The sequence below is a fragment of the Pantoea sp. JZ2 genome (genome assembly GCF_035191405.1).
Taxonomy (GTDB): Bacteria; Pseudomonadota; Gammaproteobacteria; order Enterobacterales; family Enterobacteriaceae; genus Pantoea; species Pantoea stewartii.
Genome location: NZ_CP045247.1, coordinates 2,975,829 through 2,996,160, shown reverse-complemented (window position 1 = coordinate 2,996,160; position 20,332 = coordinate 2,975,829). Strand labels below are relative to the sequence as shown.

The 20,332-nt window shown below is 49.7% G+C and carries 22 protein-coding genes and 1 pseudogene; 9 read left to right on the top strand and 14 right to left on the bottom strand.

The window, feature by feature from the left end; genetic code table 11:
- Positions 1-3: 3 nt before the first annotated feature.
- The 3 genes from GC087_RS14325 to GC087_RS14315 form a co-directional block, all read right to left on the bottom strand.
- The gene (locus tag GC087_RS14325; RefSeq protein WP_324028573.1) at positions 4-1,056 is read right to left on the bottom strand and encodes an acyltransferase family protein; all 1,053 of its coding nucleotides are present in this window, start codon (positions 1,054-1,056) and stop codon (positions 4-6) included.
- A 128-nt stretch (positions 1,057-1,184) separates the two neighbouring features.
- On the bottom strand, positions 1,185-1,460 hold the full coding sequence (locus GC087_RS14320) for an XRE family transcriptional regulator (RefSeq protein ID WP_324028572.1): 276 nt from the start codon (positions 1,458-1,460) through the stop codon (positions 1,185-1,187).
- Between the two features lie 37 nt (positions 1,461-1,497).
- On the bottom strand, positions 1,498-1,671 hold the full coding sequence (locus tag GC087_RS14315; protein WP_324028571.1) for a hypothetical protein: 174 nt from the start codon (positions 1,669-1,671) through the stop codon (positions 1,498-1,500).
- Positions 1,672-1,964: 293 nt separating this feature from the next.
- Here GC087_RS14315 and GC087_RS14310 point away from each other — a divergent pair.
- From GC087_RS14310 to GC087_RS14300, 3 genes and pseudogenes are all read left to right on the top strand, one after another.
- Positions 1,965-2,138 (top strand): annotated as a pseudogene (locus tag GC087_RS14310) (NADP-dependent isocitrate dehydrogenase); the annotation flags it as partial.
- A 268-nt stretch (positions 2,139-2,406) separates the two neighbouring features.
- A complete protein-coding gene (locus GC087_RS14305; protein WP_324028570.1) occupies positions 2,407-3,489 on the top strand; it encodes a glycosyltransferase family 9 protein in 1,083 nt (360 codons plus the stop codon).
- A gap of 982 nt (positions 3,490-4,471) precedes the next feature.
- The gene (locus GC087_RS14300) at positions 4,472-4,975 is read left to right on the top strand and encodes a hypothetical protein (protein ID WP_172912352.1); all 504 of its coding nucleotides are present in this window, start codon (positions 4,472-4,474) and stop codon (positions 4,973-4,975) included.
- A gap of 112 nt (positions 4,976-5,087) precedes the next feature.
- Here GC087_RS14300 and GC087_RS14295 read toward each other — a convergent pair whose 3' ends face one another.
- From GC087_RS14295 to GC087_RS14270, 6 genes are read right to left on the bottom strand one after another with little or no spacing between them, the layout of a single operon-like run.
- Complete coding sequence (locus tag GC087_RS14295; RefSeq protein ID WP_324028569.1) at positions 5,088-5,816, bottom strand: fimbrial assembly chaperone; 729 nt, start codon at positions 5,814-5,816, stop codon at positions 5,088-5,090.
- A complete protein-coding gene (stbD, locus tag GC087_RS14290) occupies positions 5,782-7,113 on the bottom strand; it encodes a fimbrial usher protein StbD (protein ID WP_324028568.1) in 1,332 nt (443 codons plus the stop codon). Before stbD ends, GC087_RS14295 begins: the two co-directional genes overlap by 35 nt.
- A gap of 3 nt (positions 7,114-7,116) precedes the next feature.
- Positions 7,117-9,696 (bottom strand): fimbrial outer membrane usher protein, encoded by a 2,580-nt coding sequence (locus GC087_RS14285; protein ID WP_416383420.1) that lies wholly within the window; start codon positions 9,694-9,696, stop codon positions 7,117-7,119.
- Positions 9,647-10,405 (bottom strand): fimbria/pilus periplasmic chaperone, encoded by a 759-nt coding sequence (locus tag GC087_RS14280; RefSeq protein WP_205955406.1) that lies wholly within the window; start codon positions 10,403-10,405, stop codon positions 9,647-9,649. The genes GC087_RS14285 and GC087_RS14280 overlap by 50 nt, the downstream gene beginning before the upstream one ends.
- 59 nt (positions 10,406-10,464) lie before the next feature.
- Positions 10,465-11,004 (bottom strand): fimbrial protein, encoded by a 540-nt coding sequence (locus GC087_RS14275; RefSeq protein WP_039341028.1) that lies wholly within the window; start codon positions 11,002-11,004, stop codon positions 10,465-10,467.
- A 23-nt stretch (positions 11,005-11,027) separates the two neighbouring features.
- Positions 11,028-11,504, bottom strand: a complete 477-nt coding sequence (locus GC087_RS14270; RefSeq protein WP_226374480.1) for a helix-turn-helix domain-containing protein — start codon at positions 11,502-11,504, stop codon at positions 11,028-11,030.
- Positions 11,505-12,412: 908 nt separating this feature from the next.
- On the opposite strand from GC087_RS14270, the gene GC087_RS14265 reads away from it, so the two are divergent.
- From GC087_RS14265 to GC087_RS14255, 3 genes are all read left to right on the top strand, one after another.
- Complete coding sequence (locus GC087_RS14265) at positions 12,413-12,679, top strand: hypothetical protein (protein WP_033737525.1); 267 nt, start codon at positions 12,413-12,415, stop codon at positions 12,677-12,679.
- Between the two features lie 114 nt (positions 12,680-12,793).
- Positions 12,794-13,993, top strand: a complete 1,200-nt coding sequence (locus GC087_RS14260; protein WP_162287051.1) for an FAD-dependent oxidoreductase — start codon at positions 12,794-12,796, stop codon at positions 13,991-13,993.
- A gap of 546 nt (positions 13,994-14,539) precedes the next feature.
- Entirely contained in the window at positions 14,540-15,820 is a 1,281-nt protein-coding gene (locus GC087_RS14255) for an MFS transporter (protein ID WP_324028566.1), read from the top strand.
- Between the two features lie 34 nt (positions 15,821-15,854).
- On the opposite strand, the gene GC087_RS14250 is transcribed toward GC087_RS14255, so the two are convergent.
- The 3 genes from GC087_RS14250 to GC087_RS14240 all read right to left on the bottom strand — a co-directional run bounded on the left by GC087_RS14250 (position 15,855) and on the right by GC087_RS14240 (position 17,293).
- The gene (locus GC087_RS14250; protein ID WP_006119721.1) at positions 15,855-16,103 is read right to left on the bottom strand and encodes a glycine zipper domain-containing protein; all 249 of its coding nucleotides are present in this window, start codon (positions 16,101-16,103) and stop codon (positions 15,855-15,857) included.
- A gap of 228 nt (positions 16,104-16,331) precedes the next feature.
- On the bottom strand, positions 16,332-16,898 hold the full coding sequence (locus GC087_RS14245) for a hypothetical protein (RefSeq protein WP_324028565.1): 567 nt from the start codon (positions 16,896-16,898) through the stop codon (positions 16,332-16,334).
- 65 nt (positions 16,899-16,963) lie between these two features.
- Positions 16,964-17,293 (bottom strand): hypothetical protein, encoded by a 330-nt coding sequence (locus tag GC087_RS14240; protein ID WP_033737760.1) that lies wholly within the window; start codon positions 17,291-17,293, stop codon positions 16,964-16,966.
- 208 nt (positions 17,294-17,501) lie between these two features.
- Between GC087_RS14240 and GC087_RS14235 the strand changes: the two genes are divergently transcribed.
- The 3 genes from GC087_RS14235 (at position 17,502) to GC087_RS14225 (ending at position 18,698) form a co-directional block, all read left to right on the top strand.
- Entirely contained in the window at positions 17,502-17,681 is a 180-nt protein-coding gene (locus GC087_RS14235) for a hypothetical protein (RefSeq protein WP_006119718.1), read from the top strand.
- A 194-nt stretch (positions 17,682-17,875) separates the two neighbouring features.
- Positions 17,876-18,259 carry a hypothetical protein gene (locus GC087_RS14230; protein WP_033737521.1) on the top strand — a complete coding sequence of 128 codons (384 nt, stop codon included), beginning with the start codon at positions 17,876-17,878 and terminating at the stop codon, positions 18,257-18,259.
- A gap of 22 nt (positions 18,260-18,281) precedes the next feature.
- Complete coding sequence (locus tag GC087_RS14225; RefSeq protein WP_205956322.1) at positions 18,282-18,698, top strand: GNAT family N-acetyltransferase; 417 nt, start codon at positions 18,282-18,284, stop codon at positions 18,696-18,698.
- Here the strand turns inward: GC087_RS14225 and GC087_RS14220 are convergent.
- Together GC087_RS14220 and ldcA are read right to left on the bottom strand one after the other, a co-directional pair.
- Positions 18,690-19,355, bottom strand: coding sequence for an MBL fold metallo-hydrolase (locus GC087_RS14220; RefSeq protein ID WP_033737520.1), 666 nt, complete (start codon positions 19,353-19,355; stop codon positions 18,690-18,692). The two genes, GC087_RS14225 and GC087_RS14220, sit on opposite strands and share 9 nt — an antisense overlap.
- A gap of 22 nt (positions 19,356-19,377) precedes the next feature.
- Positions 19,378-20,301, bottom strand: coding sequence for a muramoyltetrapeptide carboxypeptidase (gene ldcA / locus GC087_RS14215; RefSeq protein WP_006119713.1), 924 nt, complete (start codon positions 20,299-20,301; stop codon positions 19,378-19,380).
- Positions 20,302-20,332 lie beyond the last annotated feature (31 nt).

Here is a 20,332-nt window from a genome sequence, read left to right as displayed (position 1 = left end):
AAATTAATTGAGATTGCTACGCAGCGTGGTTTTTTCGCAAAATAGCGAGTTTTTGAAACAAGTCAAACTGCTTTCGATATATCTGTAAGAAAGACAGGACAGATACAAAGTACCCACAATAGAAAGGGTGAACAGAATAATCCTTGCTTCAATGTGTGTGAATATGTTGACATTGTTTGTAATGTGCTTGATTAGTTTTAGTAAGACACCGCTGACTGCGTTATGCAATAAGTAAATCGAGAATGATATATTCCCAAGTCTAATAAGTATTTTGGGGTACTTGAACTCTGTTATTAGCTCAAGTTTGAGTAATGCCAAGGTTAATGCGGCGGCAGGAAGCCCCCACATAGCAACTCTTGAATTTGTAAGGATAGGGGAAAAGTAATTTATAAGGAAATATGTTGCGGATGCAATTATCAAAACTACCCATGTTAAAGTGATTTTCTTTGACATTTTTTTATATATAAAGCAAATCAAGATTCCTATGATAAACTCCAGTATTATCGGATTTGTCATAAGGTTTATATAGTTATATTTAAAATAGAATCCTGAAAAACCGTAGTTGGCAGGAAAGCCAAACATAAGCAGAGGTAAAAGAACAGTAAGAACTATGAATCCTGAAGCAATTAACCATTTGGCACGCCCAAAAAAAATTGATATGGCAATAACTAAGTAGAAGTATATTTCATAATTCAACGTCCACCCCTGACCCACTCTAGCGCCGCCGTAAAGGGGGCCATAACTATCAGGAGGTAAGCCACCAAGAGGAATGAACAGGAGTGATTTTCCGGTTTCAATAAAGGATTCTAGGCTATGACCAGCACTTAAAATTGTAACCAGATAGTATAAAGGCACGATTCTAATTATACGTTTGAATAGGTATTCAATGCCTGCTCTGTAACCTTGAACATTAATGCCTACTGTGTATGCTGCAATGAATCCTGATATAATGAAAAACATATCAACTCCAGACCAGCCATGCCCAAAAAATAAAGCTAATTTATTTTCTGGGTTAAGATCTAAAGTTATTCCGTAGTGAAAAAGCATTACTAGCATCGCAGCTATTCCACGTAGAGCCTGTATGGATTCAATTTTTTTATTCGAACACGAGATCATTTTTTCTATAGTCCCTTATTTTATAGCAAACCTATTGCGAGGCTTAACGTTTTTCTCGTCCACTCACTTTATGAACCGCCACACGGGAAGCGTGCACCAATCTCACGCATCTTTTCCAGCACTCGCTCAATTTCATCATCACTCAGCGCCAGTTGTGCGGCCATAAAAAAAAGAATATGTGGAGACATGGCACGAGGGGAAATCCCACCAGTGTATTTACGCCACTGGCTGTTACTTGCGACTCCAGCCAGATCAGCCATTTGGCTCCCAGTATACCCAAGATCTTCCTTCAGAATATCCAGCTCTTCCGGTGATGGCGGGGTGTAATCCTTTATCAGTCGCATATCGCACCTGTTAAAAAGCCCCTTTAAGGGGCTTCTCTTAAATAAATTTGATAATGATGGTGGTTACTGTTGCCACCGCACCGATTAGCCCTGTTGCGACAGCTACCGGATACCACATTGTTTCCCGGTTAATTTTTGCTGTTTCGGCCATTAGTTTAGCGATCTCAGCGTGAATTTTTTCCAGTTCTGCGGTGCTCATATCGTTTGTCATCTGTTCGTCCTTTCGGGTATCGGGCTGCGACGTATTCGCTACCTCATGTGATAAGTTATAGCCCCTTTGGTTCTATTTGTCAAACGATTTATGCGGATGTGTTACGTGATAGCAGATGGTAAGTCTATTATTAACTATACGTAAATGTGATTGCCGTTAGTGTTAAACTAGGCTTCCCCAAAATTAAAGATAACTATTTGTAATTATTACTGTAAATTGACGCCTGTTATTGTCCTATTACCGTGATGTTTTGAATGGAAAGTTATTAAAATTCATGCAATTAACATAAGATTGCAAAAATACTGTTGCGTCATATGGAATGGTTCGAAGCCGCAGACCTGATTGTTAAAGGCATGGAAGGCGCAATCGCTGCCAAGACCGTGACCTATGACTTCGAACGTCTGATGGATGGCGCTAAACTGCTGAAATGTTCAGAGTTTGGTGACGCGATTATCGCGAATATGTAATCCAGAATTTGGGTTAAACGAGAACGGGAGCCGGTTGGTTCCCGTTTTTTATTGAAAGCGAGGTTGGATGAACGGCTGCATGTGGCGTTGCCGATAAAACGCCGTCCGAGGGGAACGCTGGCTTCGCCCTTCACGTTTTATGCTATATACTGCGCCCGCAGTTTTCCGCCAGTCTGCGTGACTAAGAAACATGCGCTTCTTGCCTTGACCACACGGAAAAGGGGCCGGGGGCACAGTAAGGATAATGAGGCGTCAGTCAGGACCACTTATGAGTAAAATCGCAAAGCAAAAAGCCGCCAGATTGTTCCTGTCGCTATGGAGGTTGACGGGTTATCGCGTCAAAAAAATTGACCGCTTTTCTGAGCACCATGATCTCAAAAGCATCGCAATTATTTCGAACACGGCACTTGGCGATTTCATGTTTAACACGCCCGCTATTGGCGCGATAAAAGATCGCTGGCCCGATGCCAAAATCATCATGGTGATTCAGCCACGTAATCTTGCGCTGGTGGAAGGAAGCCCCCTGATTGACAAGATATTATACTGGGACGGAAAAATCGGCGGTATGATGCAACTGGTCAAATCGCTGCGTAAAGAGCAGGTTGAAGCGACCTTTATCCTGCATTCGCGCGCACCCTATGACATTGTTGCCGCCTCGCTGGCCGGGTCTGACTACATACTGAAAGACGTTTATTACGCGGACTACCAGGGCAAAGAAAAATTTATTCTGGAAAATTGTTTGTCCGCGTTTCATGACAACCGAAAGCACGGCAATATTCATCTTATCCGTCAGAAAAAAGACCTGTTGAGTGCTGTCGGTATTCCGATGCCCTCAGAAGCCATGTTTATTCCGGCGCCTTTCAAGCGTCAGGTTAATCACGCGCCGGTCATTGGTATTCATGCTGGCGCATCCAGTATGGAGCGATGCTGGCCTGACAACTATTATTCACAGCTCATCGATACCTTAATTTCCCGACATGATGATCTGACCATTGAACTTGTAGGTGCTCCGGGCGAAAAGGCCCTGAACAAACGCATCATTGACGGCATGAAAGTGCCCAGTGAGCGGGTCAAAAATGTGGCGGGCACCACAAACCTCATTCAACTGGCGGAAAAGATCAGCGGCTTTAAAACGCTGGTGGTGGGCGATACCGGCCCCTTACATCTGGCTGTAGCCGTGCAAACGCCGACCGTGGCGTTGTTCAGTGATCAGAATGCGATTGATGGCGCTGCGCCTGTTCAGGACAGCACAATGCATCAGGTATTGCGCCCTGCAGAATCACATGCGGGGCTACGTGCGATTCGTTGTGATGACGTTTTAGCCGCTGTTGAACGTAATCTTTCAGCGTAGTCATCCTGTCTCGGGGGCCCGGCACGGTCTGTACGTTTATCGCCGTAGCCGGACCACACAGTGTTACAACGCTGTGTGAGTCTCTATCGCGTCCGCATTACCGTAGATATGAATCGCGTTCTACGCAGCGTATCGCCGGAAGAAATAACGGGAATGAAACAGACATGAACGCTCGCGATACGACCATTAGATCTTCATCGCCTATTTCGACGCTCCGTCTCATCTATCCATTTAGCGATTGCAACTAATGACGCGTGGCGATTAATTTTTTCATCCATTTTTTACGAAATAGTCCCCTCGAGGGCAATAACGTGATGCGCCGGTCATACTGTAATCGGGCAGGCATAAAATCCTCATCTCTTCTCTGTCATCTTTACCTCTTTCATATTGACCTTGTATTGCATTTCAAGGCTGCTGTAATGTCAGTTCATCCTCAGTTTAAATAGGTCGCTGTTATTTTTTTCGGAAATTTAAACGGATATATATTTAAATAAAACTGCACTTCATGCATGGGCTGTAAGCTATCCGATATGGCTATTTTGCTATTTTTAGTAAAGCCATTTTCTAAATAAATGCTTAGATGGGTAACTGACTTATAATGGTTTTGCTTCATGGGTTTTTCATTGAAATATTAAGGTTTAATTTCGACTGGCCGACAGTTTTACTGATTTTGAACAATAAACGCATAAGATGATGATGTAGATTGATTGGGTGAAGTTTTTACCCCTTTCCCAAACTTATTCAACGACAGAGAAACTTAATCAGCGATGATATACATGGATTAATGGCATTCAAAGTGAATGGCTGATATGTCACAGCAGGTGCCACTTTTAAATCAAGAATTGATAACTCAACGGTTTGACCGTGGAGTATTGCTTGTGCGCTGTCTGATTTTAATCATGATTAGCAAATCAAAAGACATTCACAGTTATGGCCGTTAAATTTTTCAGAGTGAATTTAAAATAACATAAAGGAGCGATATATGTGGTTTTTCAGAAATGCAAAAATGATCCCATGGAGTCTGAACGGTCATCAGCCCGGAGATGTTCTTTCTATGGGGGCAGTAGAAATCAATCCGGACGTTACGGAGGCGCAAAAAAAATACAAGGTAGCGATGCGCCTTTATCGGGTCGGATGCGATACCGGCATAATACACTGGTCCGGTGGTCCATTTGTCAGCCCTGGATACGTATTCATTAACTACAACGGTACGCGAAATATTTTTCCTTATGGAACTACGGCTGACAGGTTCGACACTGTCGGCGACTTCCTGGAGTATCAAAAGGAGAATGTTAAAATTTACCATAATCTTGTCGAGGACGGTATAATTAATGAAAACATGTTTATTTTGCCCATTAATGGCTATCTGTTTACCGAGGCAATTATGGAAATTATGGTGTATGAAAACGAAGAAGATGAGAGAGATAATATCGAATATGGAAGTTTCCAGTTGAATGCCGTGTTTTGCCCGCTTACGAAAAATTAAAAAGATAAAAACTGCGCTTCATTGAAGAAAGAACCTTGTCAGAGGCACTGCGTTTCAGTGCCTTATCAGCGTTCCATATCATCTCTCTTTGTGCCAAAAATAGGTAATTCAGCTACTTCCCAACTGTCGCGCGAAGCGTGCTGCGATGTTTCTCAACGTTACCGTTCTGATCAATCACTTCATATTCGACGTTTGCGCCGGGATTAACGGAAGTGGTGACGGGAACCACAATATCAGACAGCGGTGCGACCATAATATTTCTCAATACCGCTTTTTCCACTTTCGCGTTCAGGCTCATATACCAGGGCGTAGGGTTAGAAATCATGATTTGCTGGTTTTGTCGGGTAAAGCGTAGTTTTTGTGCATCTTCCGGCCGGGGTGCACCCAGCCCTGTCGGACGTACAAAAACCTTCAGGCGAAGACGCAGCGGCAGAACGACTTTTTTATCGCGCTGGTTGTCAGATTTTTTGAGCGCCGGTATCTGGTAGATATTCAGCCAGTACAGGGTTTCTTTCCCGGGGGGCAAACCAGCGCGTGAGGTGAGCATCAGCTTTATAGAGCGTAATTCGCCGGGCTGCATTTTCAAGACCGGCGGCATAGCCATGACTGGTGTTTTGCTCTTCTCTGGCGGGGCATAGAGATCGCCGTCATCTGTCCAGATTTGTAAAACGGCAGGGCTGTTTTCACTGTTGACCAGATTGACGGATTGCGCAATCTCGTTGGCGTTGAAAATAATGCGGGTTTTATCAATGTTTACAACGGCAACTGCCTGCGTTGACAATAACGCCGTGAGTAAATACAGGCTGCTACTGAAAACTGACCACCACTTGTAACTGTGCATTAACGGTTCCTGAAGTGATAACTTGTCCGGGAATAGCCTCAAGGGAGGCAGTAAAATCGCCGCTGTAGATCTCACCGTTGTCTGATGACGTAAGTGTGGTTAAATCTTTATAGGCATACCATCCACGCGTATTGCCTGTGCCGGTACTGCTTATATCGGGCAACAGGTTGAGAGGAGTACCGGCACTATTGTAGATTTTTATCCCTACGCCAGAGGCTGAACTGCCGTTGCTTTCCCCATAATTTGTGTCAAGCAGCCAGGTTAATCCACCGCTACTGGTGGTGAGACCCAGCGTCTGAGCCATGGCCACAGCCTGAGGCTGATTTACCAGAAAACCCATTGCGACGTTGGCTGATGTCACAGTGGAATTCTTGATCCCGGACGTTGCCCCGGTCTCGCAGCGGAGGGTAATGGAAAAAGGCGCCTGGCTGTTGCCTCCAGCGGCTAAAACACCCACGCTGGTTAATGGCAGAGAGACGACCGCGGGGTAATCGTACACCTCGCAGGCTGCGCCGCGAACATAGGTGACTGTCTTCCACGAACTCCAGCCAACAGGCCAGTCATAGTGCCAGCCATTCCACACCGTGGAATGATCCGCACCGGGATAAAGATTATTACTTTCCAGTCCAGGACCTTTAAATGCAATATATCCGCGGGGTTGATTGTTTGTCTCAAAATAATAGTTGTCACTATTGACGTAATGTTTACCTTCATCGATTTTAAATATTTCGTAGAGCACACTGCTAAATATACTGGCCGGGATGTATATTTTTTGCCCATCGGTATACCAGTCGCTGGCACTAAGCTGCCGTGCTTTCCAGTAGCGGCTGTAATATTCACCCGTGGTAAGGTTGGTCAGTCTGACCGCCACATTTTTGAACTTATCAAAATAAGCGCCTTCAACCTCGCTGGTGGCATATTTACCGGCTTCTTCTCTGTCGCCATTCGTGGAATACATTTCAAAGAGTTTATCCGCATCACCCATGTCGCAGCGGTACAGAATCTGATTCGGCGTAAACGCATCCCTCATCGGGTTGTTGAGCGGATGGCCGACCGCACTGGCCAGCAACGTCCCCGAGGGCTGAAACAGCTTGCCCGAATTGATATTGATGATTGCAGGCAATGCCAGCCGCCCTGTGCACTCATCACAGGCACCTTCCCATCCCTTTGCGGTATAGCCGGCATCTTTAGCGGCCTGGGAAAGCTGGCCCTGACTCGTGACCTTTGTGCAATTCGCCAGAAGTGGAAGCGGTACCAGTAGGGTAGTGATTAACAAAAGCAGGATTCTTGTGAACACGCGCTACTCCTTATTACATAAGCCGGTAAGCTGGATCAGGTGATCGTCTTGCTTTCCGGTAATTTGATAATTCACCAGGCAGGTTTGTTGACCATCGTTATCCCAACTGACTTTAAGTGTGCCGGAGTCGTGGGGGACACGTGCATAAAGCTGACCACCCTGACCGACGACACCAATAACCGTGTTGTTGGCATCACGAACTTCAGCGCCCATAGGGGGCGTTTCCCCCGCATTACTGGTGAGCGAGATCAAGACAGCTTTGCCTTTGATGGTGGCGAAATTTATCCGTACAACAGCCCCCGCATAGGGGACCACACGTTGACTACCGCCGCTCAGTTCGGCATCGGCATTCATGTCCAGCGTGTCCAGACTGATGTTATTTTCGCGATAGGCACTGAGTGAGGGCAAAATGGCATAGCCAAAGCGATCGATGACAGCTCCCTGACCATTTCGTACCAGCGCGCCCTGTGCGCCATCGGCCTGAACCAGGGCGAATGTCTCACTGCTGTATGGGCCAAGTGTAATGCCGCCCCGGTGAAGCACCACGGTGCCGGATGCTCCCAGCCCAGCCTGACGATAGTTTTCGCCCTGACCATAGTTGGCGCGAACAGCGCCCAGACGCGTATTTTGCTGAACGTTTCCGCCGAAGTTCAGTGCCTGTCCACTATTGCCATTGCGATAATGTTCACTGCCGCCATAGACAGAATAAGAAATATCATTGTTGTCACCCGCCGATCCTGACAGGGACAGCGATGAGCTACGTGTTTGTTTTGACTGGTTATAGTAATAGGAAACAGAAGAGGTGTTGTTCCAGGCAAGAGGCATTGAGATATTAAAGGAAAAGGTGTTTTCGGTATAACGTTGCGCGCGAGTGTCGTCCTGGCGATTGAAGAGATCCAGATCGGATCGCGTTGTATTCCAGGTCGTGCGCTGACGTGCGACGTTGAAGCCGTAACTGATCTTTTTCCAGTTGTTGTTATAGCCAAGCTGCAACTGAGTGATGCGGGATTTATTGTTGTAGTAATCGGCTGTGCTGGCGCTCAGGGTAAACATACCGACGTCATCAAATGACTGCCCCAGGGTTGCGGATAACCGGTTACGCTGGTTCATCGAATCGGAGTAGTAGCTGATACCTGTGTCATTCTGCCTTCTGACGCCCAAAACGTCCTGCAGATCGCGAAAACCGCTGGTGGAATAACGGTAAGCGGCTAAAACCAGATTTGTCCCGGTTTCAAAGGTTTTGCTGTAGCTCAGTTCGGCACGCCAGCCGGTCGTTTTTTTGTTTTGCTCAACGCGTGCTTGTGAAAAAATGGTGTTCATACCTACAGCACCGACCGGTGAACCCCATACACCGCCTGCCAGCCATGCCTGATAATCTTTTGCGAGGCGTGAACCGGCCGTCGCCGTGAAGCGGTTACTGATGCCGCGCTGTAAAACCCCTTCAAAAAACGTGTTTTCTACGCTGTAATACTGACGTACACGTCCCAGCGCCAGACCGTATGTCCAGTTTCCTGGACGAACAGAATCCGGTACAGAAGAGTAGGGCACCGTAAAGGTGGAACGCTTACCGTTAGCTTCGATGACCTCAACCTCAAGGTCTCCCTGACCGCTGGTGTTATACAGGTCGTCGATGACAAAAGGGCCGGGGGGAACGCTTGTCTCATAGATCACGTTATTAAGCTGACGCACGATAACGCGGGCATCGGAAGTGGCAACACCCTGAACTTCTGGTGCATAACCCCGTTTGCCCTGTGGCCACATGCGTTCATCAGAGGCGAGTTTGATACCGTTGAATGCAAGGCTACCGAAGAGGGAGTTACTGGTGTAGTTATCACCTAAAGCAAGCTGACTGTTTATCCCCTCTAAAGGCCGCTGGACCCAGCTTCTGACCTGGTTGTACTGGTAACGGCTTCCGGTTCTGCTGTTACGCAAATAGCGCATATTGCCCTGATGACGGAACTGCCATTTTTCCAGATTGGTGCCTGCCGTTATTCCGCTCCACAAATATTCATATCGGTAATTTGACGAGCGATTTTCTGACCAGGTGAAATTGGTGTTGTGGCGCAAAAATAATGCCGTAACGCCCTCATCCCATTCCGATACGGGGATGTAGCCACGCGGAGTCCGGTTCAGGCTTGCCATAGGTAATGTAAAGTGCAAACGAAGCGATGCCTGATCGAAACGCCAGCTGCCCGCTTCTGTCCAGCCGGATAAAGGCCGACAAGATGCTGTCGGTTGTCCGGTGCGCAGGGTTTTTATTTGCAATAGCGTTACGATTTCTTCAGACAGACAAGGTTCTACTCCGCCCTGGTCGTTAAATTTCCTGAAGTTTATTTTTACCCCAGATTTAATCATTTTACTATTGAGGTAAATATCAACCAGGTAATTTCCCTGCGCAATTTCATTTTGATTGAATTGTTCGAGGTTTTTCCCAAATGTCGCCCCTTGAAAAAGCGAGGAGTCAAAATAATATTCTTCGCTGCATACACCGTAAGAGAAACAGGCCGACACGGTAAAAGCTATGAGTTTCGGACTAATTAACTTCAACCGTAAAGTTTTCACTGATTTTAGCTCCCTGATCATTAACTGCCGAGACTGTAATCACCCCTGAGCCCTTAAGGCGTTTACTGTTATTGAACCAGTAAGTTTGCCGGGAAAAGGGCGAAACCATATCCGCATCTCGCTTTAAAGACTGATTACCCACTTTTAATACAACGTCTACTAATGAAGCGTGCCAGGGTTGGGGGTTATCAATTTCAATACCCATACCCTTATTCGCCTGATAGAAGGATGTGACCTTTATACCTTTAAGGATATTTTTAGGCGCGCCAATGCTTTTAGGGCGATAAAACACCTTCATGCGGTTACGTAATACCACCAACATTGCATTTTGCGCGTTATCTTTGGCGATATTAGAAGGCGGAATCTGAAGTGTATTGAACCAGTAAACGGATTCACGATCCTGGGCTTGTGAGACGGCATTTTTTAATATTATCTTGGCAATTTGTCCGGCTTTAGGCTGAATGCGAAATACCGGCGGCGTTATGATAAAAGGCGTGTTTACCTGGCCATCCGGCTGAGAATCTTTATTGCCGTTATCAAACCAGCTCTGAATAACATAAGGAATAGCATCATTATTTTTAAACTGCACATCTACTGAGCGCGCCTGTTCAGGATAAATAATCCTACTGCCCATAATCGTCACGCTGGCATTAGCACAAATGGGAAGTAATAATGCCGGAACTAATGCCAGCGAAACTTTTAAAGCAAATAAGTGTTGGCGAATAAACATAGACAGGTTCTCAATCATTTATTGTGCACTCCGCTTTATGGGAGTGCACCGGGTAAGGATTACTGATAAGTCACGGCATACTGAAGTGAAGCGCTGATGGTACCCGCAGTGGCCACATCAGTAGCCAGATACTGGGCAGAATAGGTCGCTGATTTTTCGGTTTCGCCTGAGCTCAGGGTCAAATCACCGTCACCGGTATAGGTGCTGGTTAAATTAATTTCTTTACCTGCCGGATCCAGCAACTGGATTTCGACGTTTTCGGCATTACCACTGTTTTTCAGGTTACCGGCAGCACTCACATTGTTACCCACAAACACGGTGGATACACGGGTGGAATTTGTGGACCCGGTACAGCCGCTGATCGACACGGAGAAGTCCGTCTTACCGGCAACTTTTCCGCTCGTATCTAATTCATTCACGGCCACGGTTGGCATGAGTACAAGCGGGGCGCTTTCATTACCATTCACACTTACTGAACAGGTTTCATCGCTCACTTCGCCCTGAAAGTTAATAGTGTTAGCAGAATTTGCCAGTGCCTGTCCTGATACCAGAGCCGTGCTGATTAACAGAGGTAAGATCATAGCCTTAGTATTTAACATGATTGTATTTTCCTTTTACATTATTAACTGGAGAACAACTGATTCAGGCTGGTTCCCGTCTTGCGGCGCACTGAATCTTTTATGCAATAAATCTTTTTTACGCCAAGGCGCATTTTTTCTGAAATTTCACCCAGAGATAATCCATGACTCACCAGTTCCAGAAAATTAACCTCATCGCTGGTTAACGGATTAACACCTTTTTTTTCACCTCCTTTTAAACCGTAATAACATGCGTTTATTGATTTTTTCATCTCGGTAATCCCCGTTCCCGGATAGATCACCGTATTGATGCTTTTGTCCTGTTTTTTCCAGAAGGCTGCGAGGGACGCCAGTCGGCGATCGCAAACCAGGATGATGATTAACCCCGGTGATTTTAAATAGTCCAGCCAGTTATGGTTGGTGAAAAAACGGATGTTATGTGATGAAAAATCAACAAACATGCAGCCTTTAATAAATAAACTTTCATATCGTCCCGCCACCAGGGATAAAACGCCATTCATTAAGAAGTAATTCTTTGCGGGCCAAATGGACACTTTCTGGATCGGGCAACGTTTAATTTCTTCTGTTAGCTCGCTGGCCAATTAACATCGGTATCGACAACTAAAGCAATAAATGCTTTCTCGCGTAATCCTTCGCATAAGCCGGTCCTGCTGCTCGTTTAGGAAGGTGTGATAACCATATCATCATTAAATCTTCTGATTCAATGTGTTGGCCAGATGACTCGCGTTTTATGTAGGGAATATTCCGAAGATGGGCTCTTTCATTTCTGTGTCTACAAAAACGCGATTCCTCCCACAGTTGTGCAATTTATTTTGAACTAAAGAAGCACGTGACTTGTAGCAAGTTAAGACGATTTTGTTTTCTCCAGGAATTTTCGGTTAATTCCACCGGCGCGATCAAAAAAACTATCGCACTTTAAGATAAAAATGTGGTGCGTATGACTTTTATCTCACTCTACACGTAGTTTGCTGTGATTTTAATTTTATAAAAAAGCAATATGGATATGATAAGGCTCTGTGTTTGTTGTTTTTAAAATGATAGCTTTTTGTTGTTGTATTTAATATTTGCGCAATAATGCACGAATTAGTCAGGATTTTTTTGTCATGTTGTGTCTACTTACAGACAGATGGCATTTATTTATTAAGCTTGACAATGTAATGATGTCTTGACTTTTTTATTATGAAGTTAAGGGTGGGATGTGAATGGAAAGTTGCATTTAGTGTATAGCTGCCTGTCAATCCAGTCCGTTAATCGGGAGAGCAACTGTTCTCCCTGTTTTGTGAAACGCAAGCGGTGTAAACACCGCAGTACCGTATCGTTTGCAGGCGCTGTTTCGATAACCTCCATCTATCACAATCAACAACGATAACAATTTGCGGGAAGGTGCGCTGGCGATGATGATGTCTGCATGACGACATATCGTATTAAAGTGGGTTACCACAATCCTAACGCGCTGACATTCAGACAACTGGATGCGCAGCTTGCCGACCACGCGTTCTATAGTGCGCGTGCCAATGATGACAGAGGCGGATTCCGTTACTTTCAGGAGTACGAATACTCTTCCGACTCGGCCGATTACTGTGCGGTTTGTTCGCTGGCTTACCATCATGCCTGTCAGGTCAAAAAATGCCCGCTGGTGCTGGTTGAGATAAAACAGTCAGAACCTGAAACCTGATCGGCCAGCGTATGCAGCTTTTTCCGACGGCGATCTGAATAGCCCCACATTCCTTCGGTACGAATATCGTCGATACTGGCTTAGACTCACCAGATACAGTATGAGGGAGTCACTATGTCATCTTCAAAACACGACAGCGCCGACTGTTGTATCATTGGCGGCGGTCCGGCAGGGTTAATGCTGGCTTATCTCCTGGCCCGCGCAGGGTTGCAGGTGGTAGTGCTGGAGAAGCACGCTGATTTTCTGCGCGACTTTCGTGGCGATACCATTCATCCCTCCACCCTTCAAATCATGCACCATCTGGGCTTACTTGATGCGCTGCTCACGCTGCCGCATCAGCGCGTCGAAAAACTGCAGGCAGAAATGGGCGGTGAAGAGGTCACGATGGCCGACTTCTCCCGCCTGCCGGTGCGTTGCCGCTTTATTGCCTTTATGCCGCAGTGGGACTTTCTGAATTTTCTGGCGGAGAAAAGCGCGCAGTTTTCAGGTTTTACACTGCTTAAATCGACCGTGTGTCGTGAGTTGATCACCGAGAATGGTCAGGTGTGCGGCGTACTGGCGGAGCAGGCAGGCCAGCCAATGGAAATTCGCGCCCGTCTGGTGGTGGGAGCGGACGGACGGGATTCCGTTATTCGTGCCCAGGCCGGGCTCAGCAGCCAGCATTTCGGCGCGCCGCGCGACGTTCTCTGGTTCCACCTCAATAAACAGCCCGACGATCCGCTGACCGGCATGGGCCATACCGGCCCGCGCAACAATTTTATCGTCATTGATCGGGGGGATTACTGGCAGTGTGGTCTTACCATTCCCAAAGGCCAGTTTGAGGCCTTACAGGCGCAGGGGCTGGATGCGCTTAAAGACACTATTGCGGCGGTTTCGCCCTTTGCCGCTTCACGTCTGGCGGAGGTCGACAGTTGGGAAAAACTCAAACTGTTGTCTATCCGGATAGACCGTCTGGACCAATGGGCAAAACCGGGCGTGCTGTGCATTGGCGATGCGGCGCATGCTATGTCACCGATCGGCGGGGTTGGGGTTAACCTGGCGATTCAGGATGCGGTGGCGGCGGCGAACCTGTTAACGCGACCACTGCGCAGGGGAACGCTGAAGTTAAGCGATCTCCATAAGGTCCAGAAACGCCGTCAGTTTCCTACCGTGGCGACCCAGTTCCTGCAAATTAAAATGAGCAGCAACAAGCCACGTGCCAGCGGGCAAAGTAAGATGCCCGCCATGATGCGTAAATTCCCGTTTCTGCGCTTCGTGTTTGGCCGGCTTATTGGTTTAGGATTTAGAACGGAAAGGCCGAGGGAATGCCGTTGACAGCTCGCTGTCTGCCTGACGTGAACAGTCGGCGCTAAAGGCTGAGCCGTCGGGCAGCATGGCGGAAGATGCGCAACGTTATACCCGCGAGCCATAGCCCCAGGCTATAACAGACAGCAAGGCTGTGTCTGCTGTCTGGTGGGTTTTTGCATCCGGCGTTTTGCTGCCACGCGGTATCCGGTTTTCCCCCCTGACACGACCTGCTGCGTAAAGCCCTGCGGCGCGTTTAGCGACTATTCCAGTGTACGTGCCTCAGCCTCGCGAATGCTCCCGTCCTGTCAGGCATTCATCGCTTTACGTACTGTGATGCGTAAAATATTCAACGGGTAAGAAACTTCATGCCCGGCTGGCCGAATGTCCTGATGACGCAGCAGCTCTTTACGTACAATGTTCAGCGGTATATTGCTGTCGGCACTGCGCGCAGGGCAGGGCGCCAGGGTGTGATGTGATTATTTTCGTCCGGGAGACAAAATCGTATCGGCTGAAATTCTATACTCTCACTGTCAACGCCGTACTGATTTTGCATAAATCCCGGAGGAACCCTGAATGGAAACGCCTCTTTCACCCGTAAAACACTCAAAACGCGCACTGATCGCGGGTGCGGTAGGCAACTTTATCGAATGGTATGAATTTGCCATCTACGGTTTCCTCGCCACAATTATTGCGCACAATTTTTTTCAGCTTCAGGGCGAGTCAGCGCTGAGTGGCCTGATCCTGACCTGGGCGTCCTTTGCCATTGCGTTCTTTTTTCGCCCCCTTGGCGCCCTGGTGTTGGGCCGACTGGGCGACCGCCTGGGCCGCAAGCCTGTCCTGATTACCGTCCTGATATTGATGACGCTGGCGACTACCGCTATCGGGTTAATTCCCACCTATGCGACGGCGGGCATTCTCGCGCCCGTGCTGCTTACGGCACTGCGTATCCTGCAAGGGCTATTTGCCGGCGGTGAATATGGCGGGGCGGTGGCGCTGATGACCGAATTTGCGCCGCGCGGTCAACGTGGACGCTATGGTGCCTGGCAGTCGCTGACCGTGGCGTTTGGCCTGTTGGCCGGCGTGGGGCTGGTGGCGCTGCTGTCCTGGCTGCTCAGCCCGCAGGCGATGCTGGCATGGGGCTGGCGCATTCCGTTTGGGCTGGCGTTACCGCTGGGCCTGGTTGCGCTATGGTTGCGTCTGGCAATCACAGAAACGCCGGACTTTGTACGCCAGCAACAGCAGCGCGTCAGGGCTGCACCGCGCCAGACGATAAAAATTATTTTCCTGGCGATCGCGCGCGTCATGCTGTGGTCCTCCGCAGGCTATACCTGTCTGGTGATCATGCCCGGCTATTTGCAGTCGGCGCTACATACCGGTATGAATCAGGCGCTGCTGATTGCCGTGATCGCTAATGTGGGCTTCGCATTGACAATTATCCCGGCGGGCATCGTCAGTGATCGCGTTGGTCGGCGTCGTGTCATGGTTAGCGCCAGCGTACTCCTGCTACTTATGGCGATGCCGCTATTGAAAATAGTGCAGGCGGATGGCGTGAGTTTGCTGCTAAAAGCGCTGGTGGTGCTGATAGCGGGGGGACTGGTTGGTTTGCTCGCCGGGCCGGGGCCTGCGATGCTGGCGGAAATGTTTCCAACAACGGTACGTTATACCGGGCTGGGCGTCGCCTATGCGTTATCCAATGCGGTGTTTTCCGGCAGTGCGGGTTTAATTATTACAGGGTTGATTAAGCAGACGGGCAATCTGGATATTCCGGCATGGTATATGATGGCAACGGCACTGGTTTCCATCCCGGCCCTGATGACACTCAATAAAGACGACCACACGCGGGAGCTGACATAAAGGAAAAACGGGAGCAAACGCCCCCGTTTTGAACTTACTTACGACCGAGCAGGAAGCCCAGTACGACGCCCACACCGGCCGCGACCGCCAGACCCGCAAACGGGTTAGACTGCATCTGATCTTTGATGCAATCGGCGGCATCGCGTGCGGCATAGGATGCCTGATTGGTGTAGCGGCGGGCTGCACCACGGGCGCGGTGACGCGGCGAATCGGTGACTTCACCCCATTGTTGCTCTGCGGCACCGGCGACTTCTTTTACGGCATCTTCAATTTTTCCTGACATGCTTCATCTCCTTGGTTATCACAGTCATTTAAAGCGTAGCAAACCTTCGCCACTGTGCTGCGTTTAGACGCATTAATCGTCTGTCAGGGAGGAATTGACCAGATGAAAACTCCGCCTGCTGATGGCCATCGGACTGGCGGAAGGCGCGGAGAGACGGGCATGAAGCGGGCAGCGTGCGTTAACGACACCACGCGAAGGGCCGGGCGAGGAAAATTATTACCAGCTGTTTCACCTGACGGGATGACGTGGATGGGATCGCGTGTTGGGATACCAGCTCACCAGAAAATGCCGCAGATGGTCAAAGCACCACTCGGCATCCCCGGCCTGCTGGCAGTAATACTGAATCGTGATTTTTTCATAATGGCGCTGGCGTTGCTGTAGCGGTGACCAGCCCCAGTCAAGTACACAACGGGCAAAGTTCACCAGCGTGTCGGCTGCCAGCGTGTGCTGCTGCTCTTGTTCCTTCAGATAGTCATAAAAGGCGGCTTCTAGCTGGAGTGCCTCCTTGTGAGAACAGTGAAGGAGTTCGGGCCGAAAGGCGATATCAATGAATCCGCACACCGCGTTTTCCTGCTGCTGCCAGTCGCAGGCCAGGGTCATAAACAGGCCTTCCTGCAGATTCACCTCTTCCAGTAAACGTTGCAGGTTAGGGGAGTGACGAATCACGGCGATCTCGTCCAGCCGTTCTGTCTCCAGGGTCAGGTCGATACCGCAGGGATTAACGGAGCCATCTGCATTGCGGGTAGCAGGGAACGGGAAATCAATATAACCGTTGTTATCCAGCCGTTTTTCCATGATGAGCCTGACCTGTCGCTTGACGTTTCCTGACACTATATCACGCAGTGTCAGGATTGCCTGCTTTACGGACAGGTCCAGGTAATCATGGTGTCCTGATAAGGGTTGATCAGACGAAACTGTTTATCGGACAGGCGTTGCGCGTAGTAACCTTCAGACGTCACCGCAGAGGGGACATACTGAAAGCGATCCAGCGACTGAAGCGGCCCGCTCTGCACGTTTACGCCATCCCGACTGACGCTGAACGCGGTGACCAGATCGAATACCGTTCCCTGCGTTTGCCCCAGTGACTGACCGTAAATTGTGCTGACGTCGCCTGGACACTCCACACCTTTCGGCGAAGAGGAACAGCCTGAGAGCAGTGCCATAAAAATGAAAAATCCTGGTCGCAACATAGCCTGCTCCTGCCCCGGTCCATAGAATGAATGATCGATTTTAGCCTGAAACGCGACAAATAACATGATCATAGCGTTTACGCGCGCCGGGTTGATTTGCCGTTTGTTCAATCGTTAAGCAGTGGGAATGTAAAAGATGACTTTCGGTGCAAATAAACGTTATTCTTGCCATCTTTGCGCGTCGCTTAAGCAAATTCAGGGATAAAAGATGAAAGAAGAAGAAGCCAGTCTAATGATTATTCGCCATGCCATCGATGCGCTGGACGCAGAGAAAAGGCAGCAGGTGATTGCCTGTGCGGCAGAAATCCGCGATGTCATGAGCAGTTTCGACAACGAACCTGCCGGTCTGGCCTTGATGCTGGTCGCGGCGGAGGTTGCGGCAGAGTAAGTTTCATCCGTCGCGCCTGGTATCCGCATGCGCGAGTGTCATCCCGCTGGCGGCAGCCAGTCACGCGTCTCTTACGGCCTGATGTGCCGTTTTTTATTGCGCGGTCGCGCTCACCGCGCGATGCTTTACCCCTGCTTACAGCGTCTTAGCGCCACCTGACATGTGGCCGCCCTTATTTTCAGTGGAGGAATCAGATGAAAGCAGCCCGTCTTGCCCTGTGCCTGATCGCCGGTTTCAGCGCATCCGCATGGAGCGAAAGTGAGTTTCAGATCCAGTGTCCCGGACGTCCCGTTATGACCGTCTCGCGGGCGCAATATGGGCTCAGCACGCTCTACTGGCCGAAACAGCATTTCCAGATTGCCGCAGGCCAGCTGCAAACCCGCACGGATAACGGCGACAAGGTCGCGATTACACGCTTTCGCAACGGCGATCAGTTGATTGTGAACAAAAGCAATCTCGACACCTTCTTTGTCTACCATGACAGCGACGATCTGATCCCGTGCCGCCGTACCACGACGCGTGAGGTCGATGCGCTGAGCCTTGAGCGCTATGATGATCGCCAGCGCAACGACTCCTGACCCGCAGCGATAAGGAAGATAAATGCAGATTACCCTGACTGACACGGTGAGCAGTAAGGATCTGGATGAAATCCGGCTGGGCCTGAATGCCTGGAACAATCAGTTTTACGATGCTGACCTGATTAAACCCCTTGGGCTGTTCATCTGCGATGCGCAGGGCAGGAAACTGGCCGGATTGACCGGCACGACCACCGGCAACTGGCTACGCATTGATTTACTCTGGGTCGCACAGGCGCTGCGTGGGCAAGGCACCGGTCGCCAGTTGGTGCTGGCGGCTGAGCAGGAAGCCCGCCAGCGCGGCTGCCGTTTTGCACAGGTGGATACCGGCAGCTTTCAGGCAAAGCCGTTTTACGAAAAGCTGGGTTACCGTGTCCGGCTGACGCTGGGCGAGTACATTATGCATCATCAGCGTCACTATCTGACGAAAACGCTATGCTGAGGGCAGCGCCTGCTGCCGCAAATCCAGCGGGTGCTGCTCAGCCTCATCAATCGCGGCCAGCCAGCAGGGCAGTGTAACCTTTTGCCAGGACAGATGACCACGCGTGGTGCTCATCAGCACCACATCGGGACGCAGGCTACGGTAAAGCTCCAGCGACGCCGCCAGTTCGGCAGGATTGCTGTCGGGTACCAACACGGTTACCCAGCGGTCATGATCACGCGTCAGCGTATCCCCGACAAATAAATAGGTCGGCCCCTGCGGCGAATGGTAGAGGTAGCTGCAGCTGCCGGGTGTATGGCCGGGCGTGGGCAACAGATGAAAATCACCGAAATGGGTTTCCTGCTGGGTAAAAGTATCGTCCGGCTCCACAAAGCGGCTGATTTGCCCGAGCGAGCGGCTGTGACAGTACAGCGCGCTGCTAAAACGCTTCTGGATTACCGCTGCGCCCGGTGCAGACTCATGCCAGTGAGTCAGATAATGGCGAATCACGCCGTTCTCATCGGCCAGCACTTCATGATCGAGCGGATTTTCCACCCGGCCAATCAGTAAATTACCGCGCGGATGGCGCAGTAAAAACCCATGCATCATGATATCGACGGCATCGTCTTCCGGAAACTCCGGCGTAGAGATCCACAAATCGTCATACAGCGGCTTCAATGTCGATCTCCTGCAACTCCAGTTATGTGCGCAATACGGGATGCCCGCTTGCCTGTAAACTGACCTGTCCCTGATGTACCGCTAAGGTCGCCCTGGCACCCAACGGCAGGGTCACGGTGTCAGGGCCGTGACCGAAATCCAGATCGCTGATAACGGGCAGACCGCTCAGATCGCGGAGGTACTGCCAGACCGTGGCGAAGTCAAACCCGTTATCGTAGTCGGACAAGGCGGTGCTGGTGAAACTGCCGGTGATAATCGCCCGTTGCTGCGCCAGAATCCCACACTGGTGGAGCTGCAGCAGCATACGTTCAATCCGGAACGGATGCTCATTCACATCCTCAATCACCAGAATGCCGTCTGTGATGGCCGGCATCCACGGCGTACCGATAAGCGAGCTGATCATCGCCAGGTTTCCTCCCCATAACGTACCGTGCCAGGTGCCGTTATCGGGCGTGTCACTTTTCCAGTTCACACTGACTGTAGGTGATGTCAGCGCCTGCCAAAAGTGCTGCAGGGTAAATTCGGATAAAACCGCAGCGCCAAAGTTGCCCGCCAGCATCGGCCCACTGAAGCTGATTATTCCGGCGTGTTGCAGTAAGGCCAGTTGAATCACGGTGAAGTCGCTGTGGCCACATAGTGCCAGCGGCTGGTCCGCTAAGCGGCGCTGTAACGCGGCATAGTTGATTGAGGGCAGCAGGCGCGTGGCACCGTAGCCGCCGCGCACTGCCAGCACAATATCAGGTAAGGTCGCCAGATCGGCCAGCGCATTGATATCGTCTAAGCGTTCCGAATCCGTACCGGCAAAACGTTGAAAGCGCCGTGCGATTGCCCCCGTATTTTCAACCTGGTGCCCCGCTGCGCGCAGGCGTTCAACCCCCAGATGGGCTGCAGGCTGATTGTGGCAATAACCTGAAGGGGCGATAAGACGGATTGAACGTGACGTCATAGTAAATTCCTGAAATTAGTCAGTGACAGAC

What these genes read in the sequence shown, in the direction of transcription:
- GC087_RS14285 (WP_416383420.1), bottom strand. Translation starts at nt 9,696, where the DNA reads ATGATCAGGGAGCTAAAATCAGTGAAAACTTTACGGTTGAAGTTAATT.
- GC087_RS14230 (WP_033737521.1), top strand. Translation starts at nt 17,876, where the DNA reads ATGAAAGCAGCCCGTCTTGCCCTGTGCCTGATCGCCGGTTTCAGCGCA.
- GC087_RS14240 (WP_033737760.1), bottom strand. Translation starts at nt 17,293, where the DNA reads ATGTTGCGACCAGGATTTTTCATTTTTATGGCACTGCTCTCAGGCTGT.
- GC087_RS14250 (WP_006119721.1), bottom strand. Translation starts at nt 16,103, where the DNA reads ATGTCAGGAAAAATTGAAGATGCCGTAAAAGAAGTCGCCGGTGCCGCA.
- ldcA (WP_006119713.1), bottom strand. Translation starts at nt 20,301, where the DNA reads ATGACGTCACGTTCAATCCGTCTTATCGCCCCTTCAGGTTATTGCCAC.
- GC087_RS14255 (WP_324028566.1), top strand. Translation starts at nt 14,540, where the DNA reads ATGGAAACGCCTCTTTCACCCGTAAAACACTCAAAACGCGCACTGATC.
- GC087_RS14270 (WP_226374480.1), bottom strand. Translation starts at nt 11,504, where the DNA reads ATGAATGGCGTTTTATCCCTGGTGGCGGGACGATATGAAAGTTTATTT.
- GC087_RS14280 (WP_205955406.1), bottom strand. Translation starts at nt 10,405, where the DNA reads ATGTTTATTCGCCAACACTTATTTGCTTTAAAAGTTTCGCTGGCATTA.
- GC087_RS14325 (WP_324028573.1), bottom strand. Translation starts at nt 1,056, where the DNA reads ATGCTAGTAATGCTTTTTCACTACGGAATAACTTTAGATCTTAACCCA.
- GC087_RS14300 (WP_172912352.1), top strand. Translation starts at nt 4,472, where the DNA reads ATGTGGTTTTTCAGAAATGCAAAAATGATCCCATGGAGTCTGAACGGT.
- GC087_RS14265 (WP_033737525.1), top strand. Translation starts at nt 12,413, where the DNA reads ATGACGACATATCGTATTAAAGTGGGTTACCACAATCCTAACGCGCTG.
- GC087_RS14225 (WP_205956322.1), top strand. Translation starts at nt 18,282, where the DNA reads ATGCAGATTACCCTGACTGACACGGTGAGCAGTAAGGATCTGGATGAA.
- GC087_RS14260 (WP_162287051.1), top strand. Translation starts at nt 12,794, where the DNA reads ATGTCATCTTCAAAACACGACAGCGCCGACTGTTGTATCATTGGCGGC.
- GC087_RS14320 (WP_324028572.1), bottom strand. Translation starts at nt 1,460, where the DNA reads ATGCGACTGATAAAGGATTACACCCCGCCATCACCGGAAGAGCTGGAT.
- GC087_RS14235 (WP_006119718.1), top strand. Translation starts at nt 17,502, where the DNA reads ATGAAAGAAGAAGAAGCCAGTCTAATGATTATTCGCCATGCCATCGAT.
- GC087_RS14295 (WP_324028569.1), bottom strand. Translation starts at nt 5,816, where the DNA reads ATGCACAGTTACAAGTGGTGGTCAGTTTTCAGTAGCAGCCTGTATTTA.
- GC087_RS14245 (WP_324028565.1), bottom strand. Translation starts at nt 16,898, where the DNA reads ATGGAAAAACGGCTGGATAACAACGGTTATATTGATTTCCCGTTCCCT.
- GC087_RS14315 (WP_324028571.1), bottom strand. Translation starts at nt 1,671, where the DNA reads ATGACAAACGATATGAGCACCGCAGAACTGGAAAAAATTCACGCTGAG.
- GC087_RS14275 (WP_039341028.1), bottom strand. Translation starts at nt 11,004, where the DNA reads ATGTTAAATACTAAGGCTATGATCTTACCTCTGTTAATCAGCACGGCT.
- GC087_RS14305 (WP_324028570.1), top strand. Translation starts at nt 2,407, where the DNA reads ATGAGTAAAATCGCAAAGCAAAAAGCCGCCAGATTGTTCCTGTCGCTA.